Source organism: Celeribacter sp. PS-C1 (genome assembly GCF_019429625.1).
Taxonomy (GTDB): Bacteria; Pseudomonadota; Alphaproteobacteria; order Rhodobacterales; family Rhodobacteraceae; genus Celeribacter.
Window position 1 is genome coordinate 61,209 of the sequence record NZ_JAHXRW010000014.1, and the last position, 22,034, is coordinate 83,242.

At 60.2% G+C, this 22,034-nt stretch carries 21 protein-coding genes; 6 read left to right on the forward strand and 15 right to left on the reverse strand.

What is annotated here, in order from left to right:
- Positions 1-104: 104 nt before the first annotated feature.
- The 3 genes from J5Y17_RS16780 to J5Y17_RS16790 all read right to left on the reverse strand — a co-directional run bounded on the left by J5Y17_RS16780 (position 105) and on the right by J5Y17_RS16790 (position 3,571).
- Positions 105-1,715: a SulP family inorganic anion transporter gene (locus J5Y17_RS16780; RefSeq protein WP_219786800.1), complete on the reverse strand. Its 1,611-nt coding sequence runs from the start codon at positions 1,713-1,715 to the stop codon at positions 105-107.
- Positions 1,716-1,838: 123 nt separating this feature from the next.
- On the reverse strand, positions 1,839-2,456 hold the full coding sequence (locus J5Y17_RS16785; protein WP_219786802.1) for an aminotransferase class IV family protein: 618 nt from the start codon (positions 2,454-2,456) through the stop codon (positions 1,839-1,841).
- On the reverse strand, positions 2,453-3,571 hold the full coding sequence (locus J5Y17_RS16790) for an aminodeoxychorismate synthase component I (RefSeq protein WP_219786804.1): 1,119 nt from the start codon (positions 3,569-3,571) through the stop codon (positions 2,453-2,455). The genes J5Y17_RS16785 and J5Y17_RS16790 overlap by 4 nt, the downstream gene beginning before the upstream one ends.
- A gap of 188 nt (positions 3,572-3,759) precedes the next feature.
- Between J5Y17_RS16790 and J5Y17_RS16795 the strand changes: the two genes are divergently transcribed.
- Positions 3,760-4,644, forward strand: a complete 885-nt coding sequence (locus J5Y17_RS16795) for an S-methyl-5'-thioadenosine phosphorylase (RefSeq protein ID WP_219786806.1) — start codon at positions 3,760-3,762, stop codon at positions 4,642-4,644.
- A 3-nt stretch (positions 4,645-4,647) separates the two neighbouring features.
- On the forward strand, positions 4,648-5,178 hold the full coding sequence (locus J5Y17_RS16800; protein WP_219786808.1) for an adenine phosphoribosyltransferase: 531 nt from the start codon (positions 4,648-4,650) through the stop codon (positions 5,176-5,178).
- A gap of 207 nt (positions 5,179-5,385) precedes the next feature.
- On the opposite strand, the gene J5Y17_RS16805 is transcribed toward J5Y17_RS16800, so the two are convergent.
- The 11 genes from J5Y17_RS16805 to coxB form a co-directional block, all read right to left on the reverse strand.
- Positions 5,386-6,807, reverse strand: coding sequence for an FAD-binding oxidoreductase (locus tag J5Y17_RS16805; RefSeq protein ID WP_219786810.1), 1,422 nt, complete (start codon positions 6,805-6,807; stop codon positions 5,386-5,388).
- A gap of 44 nt (positions 6,808-6,851) precedes the next feature.
- Positions 6,852-7,694 (reverse strand): MBL fold metallo-hydrolase, encoded by an 843-nt coding sequence (locus J5Y17_RS16810; RefSeq protein WP_219786812.1) that lies wholly within the window; start codon positions 7,692-7,694, stop codon positions 6,852-6,854.
- Between the two features lie 84 nt (positions 7,695-7,778).
- Complete coding sequence (locus tag J5Y17_RS16815; RefSeq protein WP_219786814.1) at positions 7,779-8,369, reverse strand: GNAT family N-acetyltransferase; 591 nt, start codon at positions 8,367-8,369, stop codon at positions 7,779-7,781.
- Positions 8,369-9,628, reverse strand: coding sequence for a pitrilysin family protein (locus tag J5Y17_RS16820; protein ID WP_219786816.1), 1,260 nt, complete (start codon positions 9,626-9,628; stop codon positions 8,369-8,371). Before J5Y17_RS16820 ends, J5Y17_RS16815 begins: the two co-directional genes overlap by 1 nt.
- On the reverse strand, positions 9,625-11,007 hold the full coding sequence (gene thrC, locus J5Y17_RS16825) for a threonine synthase (protein ID WP_219786823.1): 1,383 nt from the start codon (positions 11,005-11,007) through the stop codon (positions 9,625-9,627). Before thrC ends, J5Y17_RS16820 begins: the two co-directional genes overlap by 4 nt.
- 12 nt (positions 11,008-11,019) lie before the next feature.
- Positions 11,020-11,688, reverse strand: a complete 669-nt coding sequence (locus J5Y17_RS16830) for an SURF1 family protein (protein ID WP_219786825.1) — start codon at positions 11,686-11,688, stop codon at positions 11,020-11,022.
- 75 nt (positions 11,689-11,763) lie between these two features.
- Positions 11,764-12,567 (reverse strand): cytochrome c oxidase subunit 3, encoded by an 804-nt coding sequence (locus J5Y17_RS16835; protein WP_219786827.1) that lies wholly within the window; start codon positions 12,565-12,567, stop codon positions 11,764-11,766.
- Between the two features lie 38 nt (positions 12,568-12,605).
- The gene (locus tag J5Y17_RS16840; RefSeq protein WP_219786829.1) at positions 12,606-13,187 is read right to left on the reverse strand and encodes a cytochrome c oxidase assembly protein; all 582 of its coding nucleotides are present in this window, start codon (positions 13,185-13,187) and stop codon (positions 12,606-12,608) included.
- Entirely contained in the window at positions 13,187-13,348 is a 162-nt protein-coding gene (locus J5Y17_RS16845) for a hypothetical protein (protein ID WP_219786831.1), read from the reverse strand. Before J5Y17_RS16845 ends, J5Y17_RS16840 begins: the two co-directional genes overlap by 1 nt.
- Position 13,349: 1 nt before the next feature.
- Complete coding sequence (gene cyoE / locus J5Y17_RS16850) at positions 13,350-14,288, reverse strand: heme o synthase (RefSeq protein WP_219786838.1); 939 nt, start codon at positions 14,286-14,288, stop codon at positions 13,350-13,352.
- 108 nt (positions 14,289-14,396) lie between these two features.
- On the reverse strand, positions 14,397-15,341 hold the full coding sequence (gene coxB, locus J5Y17_RS16855; protein ID WP_219786840.1) for a cytochrome c oxidase subunit II: 945 nt from the start codon (positions 15,339-15,341) through the stop codon (positions 14,397-14,399).
- Between the two features lie 176 nt (positions 15,342-15,517).
- Between coxB and tldD the strand changes: the two genes are divergently transcribed.
- Both tldD and dprA read left to right on the forward strand, forming a co-directional pair.
- Positions 15,518-16,939, forward strand: coding sequence for a metalloprotease TldD (gene tldD / locus J5Y17_RS16860; protein WP_219786842.1), 1,422 nt, complete (start codon positions 15,518-15,520; stop codon positions 16,937-16,939).
- A gap of 194 nt (positions 16,940-17,133) precedes the next feature.
- The gene (gene dprA / locus J5Y17_RS16865) at positions 17,134-18,318 is read left to right on the forward strand and encodes a DNA-processing protein DprA (RefSeq protein ID WP_219786844.1); all 1,185 of its coding nucleotides are present in this window, start codon (positions 17,134-17,136) and stop codon (positions 18,316-18,318) included.
- A 9-nt stretch (positions 18,319-18,327) separates the two neighbouring features.
- Here the strand turns inward: dprA and J5Y17_RS16870 are convergent, their stop codons facing one another.
- Positions 18,328-18,783, reverse strand: coding sequence for a hypothetical protein (locus J5Y17_RS16870; RefSeq protein ID WP_219786846.1), 456 nt, complete (start codon positions 18,781-18,783; stop codon positions 18,328-18,330).
- A gap of 164 nt (positions 18,784-18,947) precedes the next feature.
- Between J5Y17_RS16870 and topA the strand changes: the two genes are divergently transcribed.
- Positions 18,948-21,587: a type I DNA topoisomerase gene (gene topA, locus J5Y17_RS16875; protein WP_219786848.1), complete on the forward strand. Its 2,640-nt coding sequence runs from the start codon at positions 18,948-18,950 to the stop codon at positions 21,585-21,587.
- A 263-nt stretch (positions 21,588-21,850) separates the two neighbouring features.
- Positions 21,851-22,034, forward strand: a 184-nt coding sequence (locus J5Y17_RS16880) for a CoA-transferase (protein WP_304518560.1), incomplete at its 3' end; no start/stop codon positions are given.

Genomic DNA, 22,034 nt, shown 5'->3' on the forward strand with positions numbered 1-22,034 from the left:
GGTAGAAAGCCGCCTGCGCTTTCTTTGTCATCAGAGACGTCGCCCAAACTGAAAAAGGCCTCCCTGAAAGGGAGGCCTTTCGCGTTCACATCTTCGGAAAAAGCTCAGTGCCCAGCGCCCAAGACACCGGTGCGCACGACATAATCGGTCGCGATCTGGTAATCCGGGTCATCGTCACTATCGACCATCAAGTGACCGGCGTTGGACAAAAGCCGGTGACAATCGCGGCTCAGGTGGCGCAGTTGGATTTCCTTGTCCACAGCTTCGTATTTCGCAGCCAGGCTTTCGATCGCGTTGAGCGCGGATTGGTCGGCGACGCGGCTGTCGGCGAAATCGACGATCACCATGGAGGGGTCATTCGCTGGATCAAAAAGTTCAAGGAAACCCTCGGCGGAACCGAAGAACAGCGGACCTTGGATTTGGTAGACCTTCGCGCCCTCGGGGGACTCATAAGTCTTAGCATGGATGCGCGAGGCGTTCTGCCACGCGTAGGCCAGCGCGGAGACGATCACGCCCACGACCACAGCGACCGCAAGGTCTTCTAGCACGGTGACCACGGTGACGAGCACAATGACGAAAGCGTCGACACGGGGCACTTTGCGCATCACGCGGAAGGAGTTCCAAGCAAAGGTGCCGATCACCACCATGAACATCACACCGACGAGGGCCGCGAGCGGGATTTGTTCAATGAGCGGCGAGGCCACCACGATGAAAAGGAGCAAAAACAGCGCCGCCGTGATGCCCGCCAGACGCGTGCGCCCGCCGGATTTCACGTTGATCATCGACTGGCCGATCATGGCGCAGCCGCCCATCGAGCCGAAGAAGCCGGAGATCACGTTGCCAGCACCCTGCGCCAGACATTCCTGCGACACACCACCGCGCTCACCTTTGATCTCGCCCACGAGGTTGAGGGTCAGAAGGCTTTCGATCAGGCCCACAGCGGCACCAATGAGCGCGTAGGGCAGGATGATCTGCATCGTGGCGAGGAAGCTCTCCATGCTATCGAACATCGGCACGGAGGGGATGTGGAAGGTCGGAAGCCCGCCCTTGATCTGCGCCATATCACCGACGCGCGGCACGTCGATGCCAAAGGCAATCACCACCACGGCGGTGATAAGAATGCCCGCCAGCGGCGCCGGGATGATGTTGGTCACTTTCGGCAAGAAATGCACGACGGCCATGGTCAGACCGACCAGAGCCAGCATGATGATCAGCGGCATACCGGTCATGTAGCTGTCGGTGCCCGGCACTTTGAACTGGGTCAGCTGGGCGAGGAAAATCACGATCGCGAGCCCGTTCACAAAGCCCAACATCACCGGATGCGGCACGAGGCGGATGAACTTGCCAAGGCGGAAGACGCCTGCGAGGATCTGCAAAATCCCCATGAGCACAACGGTGGCGAAGAGATATTCGACGCCATGCTCAACCACGAGGGCCACAAAGACCACAGCGATCGCCCCGGTCGCCCCAGAGATCATCCCCGGACGGCCCCCAAAGACGGCGGTCACCAGCCCCATGATGAAGGCAGCGTAAAGACCGACGAGCGGGTGAACATGGGCGACGAAAGCAAAGGCCACAGCCTCGGGCACAAGTGCCAGCGCAACGGTGAGGCCGGAGAGCACATCGGTTTTCGCCTGCGCCGGCGTCAGTTTGGTCGATGTGGTTCCGGAAATAGACAGGTTCTTCGCGAAAGACGCGAGTGCGGATTGGATCACGGGTGTCCCCCAGATGTCAGGAAATGCGTTTGGCCCCTCTTAGCGCGATTGTCGCAGGAGCGCAAAGACAGGCTCCTCGTCTCGAACCGCGTGGAGTGGCCTCTTCGCAACAGATTTGACGTCTCAACCGACGAATTGCGCAGGAATGAGGCCTCTAAGCGAGTTTCCGACCCATAGACGCTCCGCTGCACGCAGGTCTGTCACGGTCAACACCGCTTCCTGAGCGCGGCCCGCGGACAGCAACTCTTCGCGCAGCACACCCGGCAAAAGCCCCGAGGACAAGGCGGGGGTCAGTATGTCGCCGTTCCGCTCTAGAAACACGTTTGTGATCGTCCCTTCGCAAAGTTCTCCTCGCGTGTTGAGGAACAACATTTCGTCGATGCCCTCCGGCAAATCGGCGCGCGCTTGGTCGTAGAGGCTGCGTTCGGTCGTTTTGACCGGAAGCCACGGGTCCGCCGGATCAAGGCGGGTCTCATGCAGTTGCACTCGGAACAGAGGTTTGGACGGCGCGAGAGGGGCGTCTTGCAGTTCGAGCCCCCCTGCCCGATCCAGCGTCATGCGCATTCGACGCGGGGTCTCGGCGTGAAACTCTGCCATCAGGTGCTCGGCCTGCGCTTGATCAAACGCCACGTCCAGCTTTGCGGCCGTACGCGCCATCCGCGCGAGGTGCCGTGCCCCCCGCGTCATGCCTTGCTCCGGCACATAGCCGAAGGTCTCGATGATGCGGAAACTTTCGCTCATGACAACGGCTCCAAATCGGCAAAGCGGGATTTCAGCAGCGCCTCATCATATTCCGACTGCGCCTCACTATCATACACCACACCGCCGCCAACATGCAGCCGCGCGCTGCCTTCCGCCATCTCCAACGTGCGGATCGCCACATTGAACGAAGACCGCCCATCCGGCGCGGCCCAGCCGATCGAGCCGCAATAATGTCCGCGCGGCCCCGCTTCCAATTCATGAATAATCTGCATCGCGCGGATTTTCGGCGCGCCCGTCACAGAGCCGCAGGGGAAGAGGGCACGGAAGCGATCATAGAGGCCGATCTCAGGCAAAAGCTTTGCTGTGACGGTCGAGGTCATCTGATGCACTGTGGCGTAGCTTTCGATCTCGAACAGCCTCGGCACTTTGACCGATCCCACCTCGGACACCCGCGACAGGTCATTGCGCAGGAGATCGACGATCATCAGGTTCTCGGCCTGATTTTTCTCCGACGCGGCCAACCACTCTTTTGCGGCGGCATCTTCCTCAGGTGTCGTGCCACGCGGCACGGTGCCTTTCATCGGCCGCACGGTGATGCCGCCTGCCCCGTCTGTCTCATAGAACAGCTCTGGAGACCGCGACAGGATCGCCGAGCCATCGGGGCGTTCGATCAGAGCGCCGTGCCCGACCGGCTGGCGCGCCTTGAGCCGGTCATAAAGCGCGCGCGGCGAGAGATCGGAGGTGAGCGTCAGCGGAAAGGTCAGGTTCGCCTGATAGATGTCCCCCGCCCGAATGTAGCGCGCCACGGCGTCAAAGGCCTCCGCATAGCGCGGCGCGTCCCAAAGTGCTTCTTTGTCTGTCCGACCGTCATGTGAGACGGGCCGCGCCTCCAGAGGCACAGGCGCCTCGTAAATCCCGACTTCCAAGAGCGGCACATCGCGTGCCTCGGGCAAAAGCGGCAAAAGGCGCGGTTCGAAACAATAGCCCAGCTCATAGGAAAACGCGCCCGCAATCCAGAGCCCTTCCGCAAGAGCCGTCTCCAGCCGGGCAAAGGCCTCCGCGACCTCGCCCGGGGTATGGGCAAAGACCGTCTCTTTCGGCTTTTGGAACAGGCTGCCGCTCTGCAACGGCCCGGTATCAAATTCGATCCGCATCTCATCCCCGGCATGTTCGGACGCGCAGCGTTCTACGGCGCGGAGCCCCGCTTTGGCAAGTCCGCCTGCGGCTCGTGTCGCAGTTCTCCTGAACGATAGGCGCCGGCACCTTGACAACGCGTCCAATTGCCCCTTGCGCCCACTTTCCCTCCGCCGCAAGGTTGGCCCAACCAGCACAGGAGAACAGAATGGCACAGGCACAGCGTGTGATCGGCGTGATGGGCGGCTCTGGCGTCTATGAGATTGACGGTCTCGAAGCCGCAACATGGCAGACGCTCGAGACGCCCTGGGGCTCCCCCTCTGACGCTTTGCTCACCGGCACATTGGACGGCGTTAAAATGGTCTTTCTGCCGCGTCACGGACGCGGGCATGTACACTCGCCTTCGACCGTCAATTACCGTGCCAATATCGACGCGATGAAACAGATGGGCGTCACCGATCTCGTTTCCGTCTCCGCAGTCGGTTCATTCCGCGAAGAGATGGCGCCGGGCGATTTTGTCATCATCGATCAGTTCATCGACCGCACCTTTGCGCGGGAGAAATCCTTTTTTGGCACCGGTTGCGTCGCGCATGTTTCGGTCGCACATCCGGTGTGTGAACGCCTATCGGGGATTGCCTATGAGGCAGCGCGCGCCACAGGTGTTACTGTCCATAAGGGCGGCACTTATCTGGCGATGGAAGGACCACAGTTCTCCTCGATGGCAGAGAGCAAAATGTATCGCGAAAGCTGGGGCTGCGATGTGATTGGAATGACCAATATGCCGGAGGCGAAACTCGCCCGCGAGGCCGAGATTTGCTACGCCTCCATCGCGATGGTCACCGATTACGACAGCTGGCATCCGGATCACGGCGCAGTTCAGATCACCGACATTCTCGTTACACTCAAGGCCAACACCGACCACGCCAAATCCTTGGTCGCGGCGCTTCCGGAGCTTTTGGGCGGGGATTATGCGCCCTGCGAACACGGCTGCGACCGGGCGTTGGACTATGCGATCATGACCGCACCAGACAAACGCGACCCGGAGATGATCGCAAAACTGAGCACCGTCGCCGGGCGCGTGCTGAAGGGGTAACTCATGAAAACCGTTAAGGATTACATCCGCACCATCGTCGATTTCCCGCATGAGGGCATCCTATTTCGCGATGTCACCACGCTATTCGCAGACGCGCGAGGCATGCGGCTTGCGATTGACCAGTTGCTGGATCCCTATGTTGGCATGCAAATCGACAAGGTGGTGGGGCTTGAGGCGCGCGGGTTTATCATCGGTGGCGCCATCGCGCATCAGCTCTCCATCGGTTTCGTTCCGATCCGCAAAAAGGGAAAACTTCCGGGGGCGGTGATCTCCGAAGAGTACAAACTCGAATATGGCGAGGCCGTGGTCGAGGTGCATGACGACGCGATCCAACCCGGCGAGAAAATTCTCGTGGTCGACGATCTACTGGCCACAGGCGGCACGGCAGAGGCCGGGATCAAGCTGGTCGAACGGCTCGGCGGCGAAATCGTTGGTTGCGCGTTTATCGTCGATCTGCCGGAGTTGGGCGGGCACAAGCGGCTGGCCGATCTGGGCTATGAAATTCATACGCTTTGCGAGTTTGAAGGGCTCTGAGCCATATTATGGGTGAAACCCCGAAAACGAACCTTTTGCGGCGTGAACGTTTTGGTAACCACTTGCTCATAACTCTGTGGAGGTCCCTTTCGGGCCGCTGTTTGCACCACATGTGAGCAATCACATTTCGCGCCCTGATCGTCCCCCCGGTCAGGGCGCATTTTTGTGCCTCACAGAAGAGTTGTTCCCGTCCGGCCCCGCCCAGACTCAGCCTTGCGACACGCGCAAGACCGCGCCAGGATTCATGATCCCCTTGGGATCCAGCGCCGCCTTAATCGCCCGCATCGCAGCCAATTTTCCCGGATCGCCATAGTGCTCAAGATCCTCGGCTTTGAGCCGCCCGACGCCATGCTCCGCGCTGAATGACCCGTCATACTCCGCGACCAGATCATGCACCACGCGCTTCACCTCAAAGCGGATGTTTTCATACTCGGAGCGGTCACGCCCCTTGGCCGGAAAGACGTTGTAATGCAGGTTGCCATCGCCCAGATGGCCAAAGGCATTCACCCGCACATCGCCGAGTTGTGACAGCCGCGCAATGCCTGCGGGGATGAACGCCGCGATACGCGAGAGGGGGATGGAAATATCATGCGACGAGATCGACCCGATGCGTTTGTTGCCCTCGGGGATGGTCTCCCGCAGGGTCCAAAATTCCTGCCGCTGCGCCTCGCTTTGCGCGATCACCCCATCCGTGACGAGCCCCGCCTCAAACCCGCGCTCAAACAAAGTGGCGAGCATGACGTCCGGGTCGGAGGCGCCCGACACGCCCAGATCAATCAGCACGCACCATTCGGGGTGATCCGCGAAGGGCTGGCGAATGTCGGGCACGGTCTCAGCGAGGAAATCGAGCCCCATGCCGGAGATCAGTTCAAAGGCCGAAATGCCCTCCCCCGCGATGCCCTGCGCCATATTCAACAGCTCAAGTGCTGCGGCGGGCGATGGAACGATGAGGATGGCGGCGGCGTTGTGCTCCGGCTGCGGGAACAGGCGCAGGCTGGCCGCCGTGATCACCCCCAACGTGCCTTCCGCGCCGATCAGCAGGTTGCGAATGTCATAGCCGGTGTTGTCCTTGCGCAGACGTTTGAGGCCATGGAAAATCTGCCCGTCCGGCAACACGGCCTCAATCCCCAAACAAAGCTCGCGCGCATTGCCGTAGCGCAGGACATTGAGACCTCCAGCGTTGGTCGACAGATTGCCTCCGATGCGACAGGTGCCTTCAGCCCCCAGAGAAAGAGGAAACAAACGACCCGCCTCTTCTGCCGCAGTTTGAATGTCCGCGAGGATCGCACCCGCCTCGGCAACGATTACGTTTTCCTGCGGGTAGACCGCGCGGATTTTGGTCATCTTTTCCAGAGACAGGACCACCGGCGCAGGGTCGTCATAGGCGATCTGGCCCAGCACCAATCCGGTGCCGCCACCCAGAGGCACGATGCCGACGGAGGCCGCATAACACGCCCGCACGATGGTCGAGACCTCTTCGACCGTGGCCGGACAGGCGATCACCGCCGCCTGACCATGATAGCGCCCGCGCGGGTCTTCCAACTCGCCGTCACGCCGTGCCCGCAGGGTGCCGGGGGGCAGAGCCTTTTCAAGATTTTCAAGAAAGTCGGTCGTCGCAGGCTGGGTCATCGAGAGCTCCTTTGCCCCAGATGTAGCCCCTGCCCCCCGAGGTCTCAATCGGAAAGAAACGCGGGTTCCAATACCATGATCGTCGGCTGCCGCGGCAAACGGTCGAGCGAGACCAAGAGTTCAGAGCCGTGGGTTTCCACCACCGCAAAGTCCTCTTCCATCCCAGATAGGAAATCATTCAACCCATAGCGCGAAAACCAATGCATCGGGATCACGATGGAGGAGCGAAAGCGTTCGACAATCCGCATCATGACCTCACGCGGCACGGTGTAACCGCCGTCGACGGGTGCCATGACCACGTCGAGGCGCCCGATGGCGGCATATTGTTCCTCGGTCGGTTCGTGATGCAAATGACCCAGATGGCCGATGCAGAGCCCGCCCGCCTCGAAGATGAAAATCGAATTGCCGTTGGGTTCGCGCCCGCCTCCCTCACGATTGCCGAGGCGTATATCGGTTGGCACATTGCGGATGCGCATGGGACCGAGATCAAGATCATGTTCGGCGCCTTCGCCAAAGGCGCCCCAGCCCTCGAGTATATGCGCCACATCGCCGTGGACGTTGTTGGTGTAATGGCTGGAATGGGCTTGGTTCATTGTCACGACATCGGGCGACCAAAGCGTGTCGCCAATATAGCCGTTGTAATCGGTCACCACCGACACATCGCCCGCCTGCACGGCAAACATCGCATGGTTGATAAAACGGATGCGCACGGTGTCCTCGGGAACCGGCGTGCCGACGGAAGCGCGCCACAAACGCTCGGGCGCTGCGTCGCTCGCGAGAGAGCGACAATGGCTTGGAATGCGCTCGGCCTCTTGGGCGAGCGCGGCAGTGGACACGATAGAAACAGCAAGGCTGAGGAAAAGAGGCCACCCAAAAATCGTCCGCATGCAAGTCTCCCGATCAAATCAGGAACAGGTTAGGCCCGAATCCTCTCAGCGCCTCATCACAGAACCGTGCGCGGCACGATGAGATCAGGCCAAACCGATGGAGGTCGGCCCTCGGCGGTCGGGATGCAGCGCGGAATAGAGCACATGATTGCGCCAACGGCCGTTGATCTGAAGATAGGCCTGCGCCACGCCTTCGTATTTGAAGCCGGCCTTTTCCAAGGCCCCGCGCGAGGCCGCATTCTCCGGCAGGCACGCGGCCTCGATGCGGCTTAACTGCATACGGGCAAAGGCGTGGTGCACCACAGCGGCGATGGCCTCTTTCATATAGCCGTGGCGCGCATGCCGCGCGCCGATCCAATAGCCGATAGTGCCAGCCTGCGCCGGACCACGGCGGATGTTGTCGAGTGTCAAAGCGCCCAAGAGCACATCGTCTTCGCGCCGAAACAGAAAAACCGGCAGGCCGCTGTCATTGCGATAGCTCCGCTCGGCCCAGATCACGCGGTTGGTGAAGGCTTTACGTGTGAGGTGATCCGACGACCATGTCGGCTCCCAGGGTTGCAGGAAGTCCTTGCTCTCCGCGCGCAAGGCCGCCCAAGCACGATAGTCCGAATGCTGAGGCAGGCGGAGTGTCATACGCTCCGTCTCAATCCGCACCTTCGGTCGTCGTGACAGCATCAGGCGGCGAACCTTTCGCGCAAACGCTCAAGCTCAGGGGCGGCTTTGACCGGACCGTAAAGCGCCATCGACGCCTTGCCCATGCCGGTCTTGACCAGAAACTCCCGCACATTCTCAAGCGTCACCGCGTCGATCCGTTCAACGGTCTCATCGAGTGCCGGAATCCGCCCCCAAATGCCCAGCATCCGCGCGTTGCGTTCCGATCGCGACGAGGGGCTTTCAAGCCCCATCAACAGCCCGGCTTTGATCTGTGCACGTGCCCGATCCACCTCGACCATCGTCATCTCGGAGGCCGCGCGCTTCATCTCGTCAATCGTGACCTCGGCCAGTTCCGCGACCTGATCGCCGGAGGTGCCCGCATAAATCGTGGTCAGCCCGGTGTCGGAATAGGCGCCGGATTGGGCGTAGATCGTGTAGCAAAGCCCGCGCTTTTCGCGCAACTCCTGGAACAGTCGCGAGGACATGCCGCCGCCCAGAGCGGTGGTCGCGGTCTGGGCGATGTAGATGTCTTCGTCTCGATACGCCGGTCCCTCGAAAGCCAGCGTGAAATGCGCCTGTTCGAGTTTCTTGACCTTACGATATTCGCCGCCTTCAAACCGCGCCGGATCCGCGTAGTCGCGGCCATGCGGTTTGAGCCCGCCAAAAATCTCTTCGGCTTCGGCGACGATGCGGTCGTGGTCGATATTGCCCGCCGCAGAGAGCACCATGCGCTCGGGGCTATAATGCTCATCAACAAAGCCCGCGAGATCATCACGGCTGAAATTGCGCACGCGTTCGGCAGGGCCAAGGATGGTGCGGCCGAGCGCCTGTTTCGGGAAGGTCGCCTCTTGCAGCCAGTCGAAAATCACATCGTCCGGCGTGTCCAGCGCCTGTCCGATCTCAGACAGGATCACACCGCGCTCGACCTCCAGCTCATGCGGATCGAAGATCGGGTTCAACACGATGTCGCCGATCACATCCAAGGCCAAAGACACATCGTCTTTCAGAACCCGTGCATAATAAGCCGTGGTTTCCCGCGTCGTATAGGCGTTCAGATAACCGCCAACGTTTTCCAGAACTTCCGCGATTTCCAAAGGCGTCCGGCGCTCAGTGCCTTTGAACGCCATATGTTCGAGGAAATGCGCGATGCCGTTCTGTTCGATCCGCTCATGACGTCCGCCCGCAAGCACCCAGACCCCAATCGACGCGCTTTGCATCGAGGGTTGAAGTTCGGTGACGATCCGGAAACCGTTGGACAGAGTGTGGATACGTGGGCTCAAGCAAGACGCTCCTTGATCAGGGTTTTGAGACCATCTAGGTCGTTTGGCACCACGGTAAACCGCTCGTCGCGGTCAAACAGATCGGCCATATGTTCAGGCAGCGCCGGGTAGACTCCGCAAGCCGCCTCAACAGCCGCCGGGAATTTCGCAGGATGCGCGGTCGAGAGCGAGATCATCGGCACATCACCCAAATGCTCTTCGGCGACTTTCACCGCCACCGCCGTATGCGGACAGATCACCTCGCCGGTGCGCTTGTGCATGTCAGTGATGGTGGCGGAGGTTTCCGCCTCGGACGCCCGGCCCGAGGCAAAGGTATCGCGCAGGCGATCCATCGCCCCTTGGGAGATTTTGAACTCGCCCGATTTGAATTCTTCCATGAGCTGCGCAATCGCGGCGCCTTCACGGTCATAGACATCAAAGAGCGCGCGCTCAAAGTTGGAACTCACCTGAATGTCCATCGACGGCGAGATTGACGGAACCACGCCCTCTTTGGTGCAGGCGCCGGTTTCCATCGTGCGGTGCAAAATGTCGTTCTGGTTCGTCGCGATCACCAGCTTGTCGATCGGCAGCCCCATGCGCTTGGCGATATAGCCCGCGAAAATGTCGCCAAAGTTGCCGGTCGGCACGGTGAACGACACCTTACGGTGCGGCGCACCGAGCGATACGGCGGAGGTGAAGTAATATACGACTTGGGCCAGCACACGCGCCCAGTTGATCGAGTTCACAGCCGCCAGTTTGACGTGATCGCGGAAGTCGATGTCGGCAAACATGTCCTTGAGCGCGGCTTGGCAATCGTCAAAATCGCCCTCGACGGCCAGCGCGTGGACGTTGCTCTCAGAGGGCGTGGTCATCTGGCGACGCTGCACATCCGACACCCGGCCATGCGGGAAGAGGATGAAGACGTCGACATTCGACAGCCCCTTGAACGCCTCGATCGCGGCAGAGCCTGTGTCACCCGAGGTCGCGCCCACGATGGTCACATGTTCGCCACGACGCGCAAGCGCCGCTTGGAACAGCTGGCCGATGAGCTGCATGGCGAAATCTTTGAACGCCAGCGTCGGCCCATGGAACAGCTCAAGCAGGAAATGGTTCGGCCCCAGCTGCACCAGAGGCGCGCGGGCGTCATGGTTGAAGCCCTGATAAGCCTTCGCAATGATCTCTTTGAACTCGGCGTCCGTGAAGGTGTCGCCGATGAACGGCTTCATCACAACGAAGGCCGCCTCTTCATAGCTCATCCCCGCCAGTGCGGCGATTTCCGCCTCGCTCAGCATCGGAATGGTTTCCGGCACATAAAGCCCGCCATCGGAGGCAAGCCCCGTCAGCATGGCGTCTTCAAAGGTCAGGATCGGCGCTTGGCCGCGGGTCGAGATATAACGCATGTCGTCTGCTCTTTAGTCCGTTCGCGCCCTGATACGCCACAGAAGGAAAAGAGTCATCCCAAACCAGACAAGGCAGAGCGAAAACCATGTGATTGCGTATTGAAGATGATCGTTCGGGATGCCCTCAATGCCCACCGGCATCGGATCTATCCCCGCGCCTGTGCTATCGCGCGCCACGATCAGCACCGGTTCTGTGCCGAGTGCCTCCGCCATCGCCGGAATATCGCGTCCGAACCAGATGTTGCGAGTCATGTCGGGCGCAGGTGTCGAGCTGTTCATATCATCGGGCCAATGCAGATTGCCGACGACCGTCACCGAACCACCGGCACGTTCCGCGTCCTTCTCCATGTCCCGCACAAAGCCGCGGTCAAGCAACACGCGCCGGCCATCGTCCAACGTCAAAGGCGCGATGATCAGATAGCCCGCACCAATCTGTTTACGCGAAACCAGCACATGCAGTTCCTCGTCACCGATTTCGCCGGTCGCCTCGACAGGCAGGTATTTCATCGACGCATCAATCACCTCAGGCAGAGGCACAGGTTCGGCGCCAATTTCCGCGCGGATCTCTGCTAGGACACCCTCTTTCCACGCGAGGCGCTGGAGCTGCCATGTGCCCAGCCATATCAGGATCGCGCAGCCCAAGACGCCGATCACGATGGGAAAAATCATCCGCTTGAACATAGAGTCTCCAAAGAAAAAGGGCGCGTCAGCCGCGCCCTTCTATCAGGTCTTTTTCGTGATCAAAATACTCAAGCCTTACTGGCCCCAGATGTACACCACGACGAAAAGGAAGAGCCAGACGACATCCACGAAGTGCCAGTACCACGCAGCGGCCTCGAAGCCGATGTGATCGTCCGGGGTAAAGTCGCCCTTCATCGAGCGGACCAAACAGATCAACAGAAAGATCGTGCCGATGATCACATGGAAGCCGTGGAAGCCCGTTGCCATGAAGAAAGAGCCAAAGAAGAAGTCACCGCCGAAGGTCCAGCCTTCGTGCACAACAAGCTCGAAATATTCATAGGCCTGGAACAGCGTGAACACCGCGCCAAAACCCACACCGATGGCGAGACCGGCGATCAGGTCTTTGCGGATGTTGCCGTGGACCAACGCATGGTGCGCCCAAGTCACCGCCGCGCCCGAGCACAGGAGGATCAGAGTGTTGATCAGCGGCAGGTGAAAAGCGTCGACCGGGATGATCTCCGGCTTGACATATTCCGTGCCCTGATAGGTCCACATCGGGTAAAGCGCGTTCTTGAAAAACGCCCAGAACCATGCAGCAAAGAACATAACTTCGGACATGATGAACATGATGAAGCCGTAGCGCAGACCGATCCGTACCACTGGCGTGTGATCGCCCGCTTTGTTCTCTTTGATCGTATCCGACCACCAGCTCCACATCACGTAAAGCACTCCGACAAAGCCGATCAGGAAGATGTACGGGTTGTCGTTGGCCATCCACATCACAGCGCCAAACAGCATGATGAACGCCGAAAATGCCGCCATCAGCGGCCAGGGCGATGGCGGAAGGATGTGGTAATCGTGGTTCTTTTCATGCGCCATGTTGTGCGTCCCTCTCCCTAAAGGTTGCCCATTCGGGCTTAATTCAAACTCGTTCCCGAAGATGTATCCGTCTCCAATGCGGCATAATCCTCAGGCAACTCAGTTTCATGGAATGTGTAAGACAGGGTGATGCGATGGATATATTTCGCATCTCTGTCGGTGGTGATCTCGGGATCGACGTAGAAGGTCACGGGCATCAGCACGCGCTCCCCCGGTTTCAGCACCTGTTCGGTGAAACAGAAACAGTCGATTTTGGTGAAAAAGCCGCCGGCCTCGAAGGGCGCGACATTGTAGGACGCCGTGCCCGCGACCACACGGTCGGTCGGATTGTAGGCCTCATAAAACGCCAGCCCTGTCTCACCGATCCGGACCTCCATCGTGTTTTCCACGGGCTTGAACTCCCACGGCATCGACGGATCAGTGTTGGCGTCAAAGCGAATTTTGATGGTCTCGTCCAGAATGGTGTCCGAAGCGCCGGAGGCCACGTCCGTGGTGCCACCAAAGCCCGTCACCGCGCAGAACCAGCTGTAGAACGGCACGGACGCCCAAGCCAGACCGCCCATGAGGAAAACGACCCCCACGAGTTGCACTACGGTCTTCTTCGGGCTGCGGTTGGCCATCAGTTCTGCGCCTCCTGAGCGGCGATCGACGGGTCCAGAACGGTCACTTTGACCACGGTCAGACCGAGCAAAAGCAAAACGAAGGCGCCCAGCGCCAGCCCAAGTCCCACATTGCGGGAACGGCGGCGTGTGTGCATGTCATGGAGTTTGGTGATCGCCATCTTAGAACGGGCCTCCAATGCCATAGGCAAAGAGTGCCTTGTCGGCCATCAACGCCATGAAATGCAGGAAGGTGTAGGCCAGCGACAGTTTGAAGAACGCGCGCTCGGCCTTGTAGTTGTCGGCCTCGGCCTCTTCCTCATTGCGACGCCAAAGCACCACGGCCCCGCGCAGGAAGGCGGCGTTCATCACCACGGCGACGACCAGATAGCTCCAGCCTGCCAGAGGTGTGGCGAACATCGCGGCGGCAAAACCGGCGAGCAAGATGGTGTAGACGAGTATGTGATTACGGGTCGAGCGTTTGCCGTGGGTCACGGTCAGCATCGGCACCTTCGCTTTGTCGTAATCGGCGTTCATGAACAAAGCGAGCGACCAGAAATGCGGCGGGGTCCACATGAAGATCAGCATGAACATCAAGACAGATGACAGGGTGATGTCGCCGGTCACAGCCGCCCAACCGATCATCGGAGGCAGTGCGCCAGAGGCCCCGCCGATCACGATGTTCTGCGGCGTCGCGCGTTTGAGCCACATGGTATAGACCACGGCATAGAAGAATATCGTGAAGGCCAACAGAGCGGCCGCGACCCAGTTGGTCGCCAGATAGAGCATCACGACGGAAAAGGCCGAGAGCGTCAGACCAAAACCAAGCGCCTCGCCACGGGTCACCTTGCCCGACGGGATCGGACGCGACTTGGTGCGTTTCATCACCATATCGATATCGCTGTCATACCACATGTTCAGCGCCCCAGAGGCGCCACCACCGATGGCGATGCAGAGAATAGCGAAGAAACCAAGGAAGGGATGGATGCCACCCGGCGCCACGATCAGACCCGCAAAAGCGGTGAAGACGACGAGAGACATGACGCGCGGCTTCAACAGGGCGAAATAATCGCCAAAGCCCGCTTCATGATTGTCATCCAATACGATCGTCGCGTCAGTCATCGCGTCACTTCCAGTTATGCGTATGCCCCCCGGGTGGGCTTTGTGCCTCTTATCGGGGGGCCGTGCGTGGGCAAAAAGTGGGGCGGTTGATCCGCCCTCACCCGAAAATTAGTCGGCAGAGGCCAGGCGGATGTTGCTCGGCGCGGTGTCGTTGGAGGCGTAAAGGTCCTTCGCCTCCAGAAGCCAGGCGTCATATTCGTCCTGCTCCACCACCTGCACGGTGATCGGCATATAGGCGTGGTCCTTGCCGCAAAGTTCCGAACACTGACCAAAGAAGGTGCCGGTTTTCTCCGCTTTGAACCAAAGCTCTGCCACACGCCCCGGAACGGCATCCTGTTTCACGCCAAAGGCCGGGATTGTCCAGCTGTGGATCACATCCGCGCCGGTCACACCCATCACAATCGTCTTACCAACCGGCACGACAACCTTGGTGTCGGTCGCCAGAAGGAACTGATCCTCAGTGTAGCCCGCTTTGACCAGTTTTGCACGCATCGCGTCGTTCAGCACATAGCTGCGACCGCCCGCGGCGATGTCCTCATCGGTCATGTTCGCCGGATGGCCCAGAAGGTAGCTGTCAAAGGAGAAACCTTCGTCGACATATTCATAGCCCCAGAACCACTGATAGCCGGTCACCTTGATGTAGATGTCGCCATCCGGGATTTCCTGTTGCTTGAACAGAACCGGAAGCGAAAACGCCCCGATGACCACAAGGATCAGAATCGGCACGATGGTCCAAGCGACTTCGATCGGCGTGTTGTGGGTGAAGGTGGCGGGCGTCTTGTTGACCTTGCGGTTGTAACGCACGATCACCCAGAGGATGAGTGCCGCCACGAAGGCCACGATCACCGTGATGATCACCAAAAGCATGTGATCGAGACCTTGAAGGTCACGGGCAAGCTCGGTCGCCGGCGCCTGAAAGCCCATCTTGCCGGGTTCGGGCGCGCCCAACAGCTCGCCGTCCTGCGCCCAGGCGCCCGTCGCGGCGCTCAAGGCCCCGGACACAGTTGCAAAAAGAGTGGCCGCCCGAGCGGACCCGAAAGATTTTATGCGCATAGTCTCTTCCCTAGGTTGCAATCAGGGTTGGCTCCCCGACGGCTGCCCCGGTCTTCCGGGTGCATTTTCATTTGAGTCTGCCCTAACAAAAACCATATTAGGCGTGATGGGACAAGAATTCCCCATCGTTTTGAGCCGCTTTTTTGATCTAGATCAAGCCCAAAGGGAGAAAATCTGTGAATTCGAGACGTTTTGACCCATTTACAAATGCGATCGAATTGGAAAGCTCCCTCGCAATCCTGCGCGATGCGGTTGCAGGCGCCGATGACGGCGAACTTTTCCTCGAACGCCGCACCTCTGAAGGTCTGGTTTTGGACGACGGACGGATTCGCACCGCCTCCTATGACGCCTCCGAAGGATTCGGCCTGCGCGCCGTGCGTGGCGAGACGGCGGGCTATGCCCATTCCACCGAGATTTCCGAACAGGCCATCCGCCGCGCCGCCGAGACCGCCCGTCTCGCCGTTGGCGCGGGCGGCGGCACGCTGGCCGAGGCGCCGCGGGCCACGAATGTGCATCTTTATACCGACGAAAACCCGCTCGAAGGCGCGGCCTTTGAGGTCAAGATCGACACGCTAAAAGAGATCGACGACTACCTGCGGGGCCTCGATTCCCGCGTTGTGCAGGTCACCGCCTCGCTGGCTGCCTCTCACCAAGAAGTCTACATTCTGCGCCCCGAAGGCGGGCTGACCTTCGACATCCGCCCGATGGCGCGGCTGTCGATTGCGGTCATCGTCGAACAGAACGGTCGGCGCGAAAGCGGTTCGGCGGGGGGCGGCGGGCGCTTTGGTCTCACCGGCCTCATCGCGCCCGACCACTGGCAAGGCGTGGCGCGCGAAGCGCTCCGCATCGCCGTGGTAAACCTCGACGCCGTCCCCGCCCCTGCGGGCGTGATGGACGTGGCACTTGGGCCGGGCTGGCCGGGCGTGTTGCTGCACGAAGCTGTCGGCCACGGGCTTGAGGGCGATTTCAACCGCAAGAAAACCTCCGCCTTCGCCGGTCTGATGGGCCAACAGGTCGCAGCCAAGGGCGTCACCGTGTTGGACGACGGCACGATCCCGGATCGGCGCGGGTCAATCTCTGTGGATGATGAGGGCACGCCTTCCGAGAAAACCACCCTCATCGAGGACGGCATTCTCGTCGGCTATATGCAGGACCGCCAGAACGCGCGTCTCATGGGCGTGCCCCCCACCGGCAACGGGCGGCGCGAAAGCTATGCCCACGCGCCGATGCCGCGCATGACCAACACTTATATGTTGGGCAGCGATGCGGCGCCGGACGAGATTCTCGCCGATATGAAAAACGGCATCTATGCCGTGGGCTTTTCCGGCGGGCAGGTCGACATCACCAACGGCAAATTCGTGTTCAACTGCACCGAGGCCTACCGTGTCGAGAATGGCCGCGTCGGAGCGCCGGTGAAAGGTGCCACTTTGATCGGGGATGGCGCCACAGCGATGAAACAGATCCGCGCGGTCGGCAATGACATGGCACTCGATCCCGGCGTCGGCAATTGCGGCAAACAAGGTCAATGGGTGCCGGTGGGCGTGGGCCAACCGACTTTGCTGATCGGCGGGCTGACCGTTGGAGGCTCTGCGGCCTAAGGGCTTCGAAGGACCATTCTACCCCTATTTCGTATTCTCCGTGATCAACAAAGCGGCCCGAGACCTATTTCTCAGGGCCGCTTTCGCATGTGACGGAGCAAGGTCGGTAAATATTCCGGCAAAAAATCGCCTCGCACTTGGCTAAAATCCAATCTTTCCGATTTGTAGTAACGCCTCATTAACCATTTTGCGCGATGTTGAGGGAGCAAGAGACGGAGAGAGTTGGTCCATTGGAGTTCATCCCTTCCCACCACCCCCTCACCCCACCCCACACCGTGGAAGATCGGGCCAATTGGCTCCGGCTCTTGCGCTCCAGGCGCGTCGGCGTCAGCACCTTTTATCGGCTTTTGAGTGAACATGGCGATGCGCAGACGGCCCTTGAGGTCCTGCCGGACATTGCCCGTCAGGCCGGAGTGTCGGACTATCAAATTTGCCCTCACGGCGTGATCGACGCTGAGTTGCGCGCAGGCCGCAAAGATGGCGCGCGGCTGATCCTGCGTTCCGATCCCGACTACCCGCCGCTTTTGGCCCTCATCGACGACGCCCCGCCTGCGATCTGGGTCAAGGGTAATCTGTCGCTGTTCGAACGTCCCACATTGGCCATCGTCGGCGCCCGAAATGCGTCGTCTTTGGGACATCGCTTCACACGGACTTTGGCGCGTGAGCTGGGTGAGGAAGGCTTCGCCATCGCCTCTGGCCTTGCACGCGGCATCGACGCCACCGCGCATGAGGCGGCTTTGGACAGCGGCACCCTGGCCGTTCTCGCGGGCGGCCTTGATGAGATTTACCCGACTGAGAACACGGCGCTCTATCACAGCATCGCAGAGAGCGGCCTGTTGATCTCCGAGCAACCCTTTGGGATGAAGCCCTTTGCCCGGCATTTCCCCATGCGCAACCGCATCGTCTCCGGCCTGTCGCGCGCCACCATCGTGATCGAGGCTGCCGCACGCTCCGGTTCTTTGTTGACCGCAGGCAACGCTCTCGATCAGGGGCGCGAGGTCATGGCGGTGCCGGGACATCCCTTCGATGCGCGCTCAGCGGGCTGCAATATCCTTCTGCGTGACGGGGCAACACTCATTCGTGGCGCGCGCGATGTCATGGACACGCTGGCCGCCGCATCGCCCTTGGCACAGACCGCGATGGAAACGCCAGAGCACGCGATCCCCGTGCCAGAGGCCCCCGCCGAAATGCGCAGCCTCAGCGATCACGCTGCCCTTCACACTGAGATTCTCGCCCGTCTCGCCGGCTCTCCGCTGCCCGAGGACGATTTGATCCGCGATCTCGGCGTGACGGCGGATCGCGCCAGCGCGGAAATCCTCAACCTCGAACTCGACGGCCGCATCGCCCGCAAACCCGGCGGGATGCTGGCGCTTGGGTAGGGAATGGGGTCAGTTCAGCGGGCAATAGTCGAACAAAAGCTGCGAAAAAACGGCACAGTACGGCTCGCTCGCGAACCAGACATCCGTCGCGCCAATGCTTTGATCCACCACGGACCACTGATCACCCTCGCGGATCAGAAAGGCGATCACGTCAATGCCGCCGACCTCTTCGTAGTAAGAGGCATCATCGCCCCAATAGCGCACGATGGGCGCCTCGCGGATGTCGATCCGTGCCCCGCCCGGACGCTGTGGCGCGAGGCTGGCGAAAGCCTGCTCCCCCGTTGAGCGCAGCTCATAGACGACAAACTCCACCGGCGCGCCCAGACGCCATTCGATCACGGGGCGCAGCGCATTCATGATCTGGCTGCGTTCCAGACTCCCGCGTGCAGGTTCATGCCAGCTTTGGGCCAACACCGAGACGGGCAAGACAAAGCATAAAACGACAGAGAAAATGAGGGCACGCATGGAAATCTCCGCAACTTGGAACACCGGGACAATTCATCGCAACTCTTTCGAAAACCCATGCTCATTGGAACAATAATCTGTGCAGTCCATTGACATTTCTCATAGCCTGCCCCCATTTTCCGCCGCCATAAGCCCCAGTCATCCGAGAATCTTAAGGACCGTCCATGCCAGTTGTTGTTGTCGAATCCCCCGCCAAGGCCAAAACGATCAACAAATACCTCGGCAAGGATTACACGGTGCTGGCCTCCTACGGGCACGTTCGCGACTTGCCGCCCAAGGATGGCTCGGTCGATCCGGACAACGATTTCGACATGACCTGGGAAGTGGGTGCCGACAGTCGCAAGCACGTCAAAGCCATCGCAGATGCGCTCAAAGACGATGACGAACTGATCCTCGCGACCGACCCCGATCGCGAGGGCGAAGCAATCTCGTGGCACCTACAGGAAGCGCTGACCAAACGCCGGGCGATCAAGAAATCGACCGCCGTGTCGCGCGTGACCTTCAATGCCATCACCAAGCCCGCCATTTTGGAAGCAATGAAGAGTCCGCGCCAAGTGGACGTGCCGCTGGTCGACGCCTATCTGGCGCGCCGGGCTTTGGACTATCTTGTGGGTTTCAATCTTTCGCCGGTTCTGTGGCGCAAACTGCCGGGCGCGCGCTCTGCGGGCCGTGTGCAATCGGTGTGCCTGCGTCTGATCGTCGAGCGCGAGATGGAGATCGAGGCCTTCAACCCGCAAGAATACTGGTCGGTGAAGGCGATGCTCGAGACGCCGCGCGGGCAGAGTTTCGAGGCACGTCTCACGCAGCTGTCCGGCAAGAAACTCGACAAATTCGATCTGAAAGACCGGATGAGCGCCGAAATGGCCGTGCAGGCCGTGTCCTCGCGTGCGCTCAAAGTTGCGTCCGTAGAGGCCAAACCCGGCTCCCGCAACCCGTCGGCGCCCTTCATGACCTCAACGCTTCAACAAGAAGCCAGCCGCAAGTTCGGCATGGGCGCGCGTCAGACCATGAACGCGGCGCAGCGGCTCTATGAAGCGGGTCTGATCACCTACATGCGGACCGACGGCATCGACATGGCGCCCGAAGCCGTTGCGCAGGCGCGCGACGCGATCAAGGATCGCTATGGCGACAAATACGTGCCGTCCTCGCCTCGCATTTACAAAAACAAAGCGAAAAACGCGCAGGAAGCTCACGAATGTATCCGCCCGACAGATATGTTCGCCGCCCCCGACAAGGTGAACCTGACCGACAGCGACCAGCGCAAACTCTATGACCTGATCTGGAAGCGCACGATCGCCTGTCAGATGGAAGGCGCGAAACTCGAGCGCACCACGGTCGACATCATGTCGGACGACCAAGAGGTCGTGCTGCGCGCCACCGGTCAGGTCGTGGTCTTCGACGGCTTCATGGCGGTTTACACCGAGGGCCGCGACGATGTGGATGAGGATGACGAAGGCCGCCTGCCGCAGATCATGCAGGGCGAGGCTCTGAAGAAAGTCGCGGGTGCTCTGAAAGCCGAAGCCTCGGAGAAAGAGGCCGTGTTGGGCGCGGAAGACGCCGTTCTGGGGCTTCAACACCACACCAACCCGCCGCCGCGCTACACCGAAGCGACCTTGGTGAAGCGGATGGAGGAGCTGGGCATCGGGCGTCCGTCCACATATGCCTCAGTGCTCTCGACCATCGTCGACCGCGAATATGTCCGCAAGGAACAGAACCGCCTGATCCCCGAGGACAAGGGCCGGATCGTCACGATCTTCCTGATGAATTTCTTCCGCAAATATGTGGGCTATGAATTCACCGCCAATTTGGAGGAGGAACTCGACGAAATTTCAGCGGGGGACTTGGACTATAAGGAAGTTCTGGCGAAATTCTGGCGCGATTTCCATGCGGCCATCGCGGAGACCTCTGACCTGCGCATCTCCGAAGTGCTTGATAAACTTGACGAAGCCTTGGCTCCCCAGCTTTATCCGCCGCGCGAAGATGGCACTGATCCGCGCGTCTGTCCGAAATGCGGGCAAGGTTCTCTGCACCTCAAAACCTCGCGCACAGGCGGCTTTGTCGGCTGTTCGAACTACCCCGAGTGCACCTATACGCGTCCCATTGCAGGCGAAGGCGCCGAGGGCGATGAGCGGCTTTTGGGCGAGGATGCGGGTGACGAGATTTGGCTGAAATCTGGCCGTTTCGGTCCCTATGTCCAGCGCGGCGAACCGACGCCGGAGAACAAGAAACCGCCGCGGGCATCGCTGCCGAAGGGCTGGTCGAAGGACGACATGGACCTTGAGAAAGCGCTCACGCTTCTGTCCCTGCCCCGCGAGATCGGCGAGCACCCGGAGGGCGGCATGATCAAGGCCAACTTTGGCCGCTTCGGGCCGTACCTCATGCACCAGCTGCCCGACGAGGCAAAGCCGGTCTATGCCAACCTCAAGGACCCGAACGACGTGTTTGAATGCGGCATGAACCGCGCGGTGGAACTGATCACCGACAAGCGCAACAATCCGGGACGCGGGCGCTCTGCCGCAGCGAAACCGCTCAAGGAGCTGGGCGATCACCCCGATGGCGGGCCGGTGCAGGTCATGGAAGGCCGCTATGGCCCCTATGTGAAATGGGAAAAGGTCAACGCGACGCTGCCGAAGGACGTCAAACCCGAAGACCTGACTATGGAACAGGCGGTCGAGTTGATCGCGGAAAAGGCGGCGAAGAGCGGCAAGAAAGCCCCAGCAAAGAAAAAGGCGGCGCCGAAGAAGGCGGCGGCCAAAAAACCTGCCGCAAAGAAAGCTCCGGCGAAGAAGAAAGCCGCCGAGTAAAGGCAGAGATCCATCAGAGCAAACGAAGGGCGTCCAGTGAGGCGCCCTTTTTCGTTCAAAGCTATAGTTCAAACTGATGCGCCGAGAACCGGCGAAACACTTTTAACTTCCATTGATCCATGCCTCAGGCACACGCATATATTGGTTCGCATCGCGAACAAAATGAGCAAATATCGAACCTAAATTTTGCAACGCAGCAATCAATTGACTTGATGCCCCGGAAGCCGGTTAATCAGGCAAACGGTATTCACGGGAGGACTTAGATGAAAAAGGTTTACGCGTCGGCCAAAGAGGCGCTCGACGGGATTTTGGAAGACGGCATGCTGATCGCCGCGGGCGGTTTCGGCCTTTGCGGCATCCCTGAGCTGTTGATCGACGCCATCGTCGAGAGCGGCGTCAAGGACCTGACCGTGGCCTCTAACAACGCAGGCGTCGACGGGTTCGGTC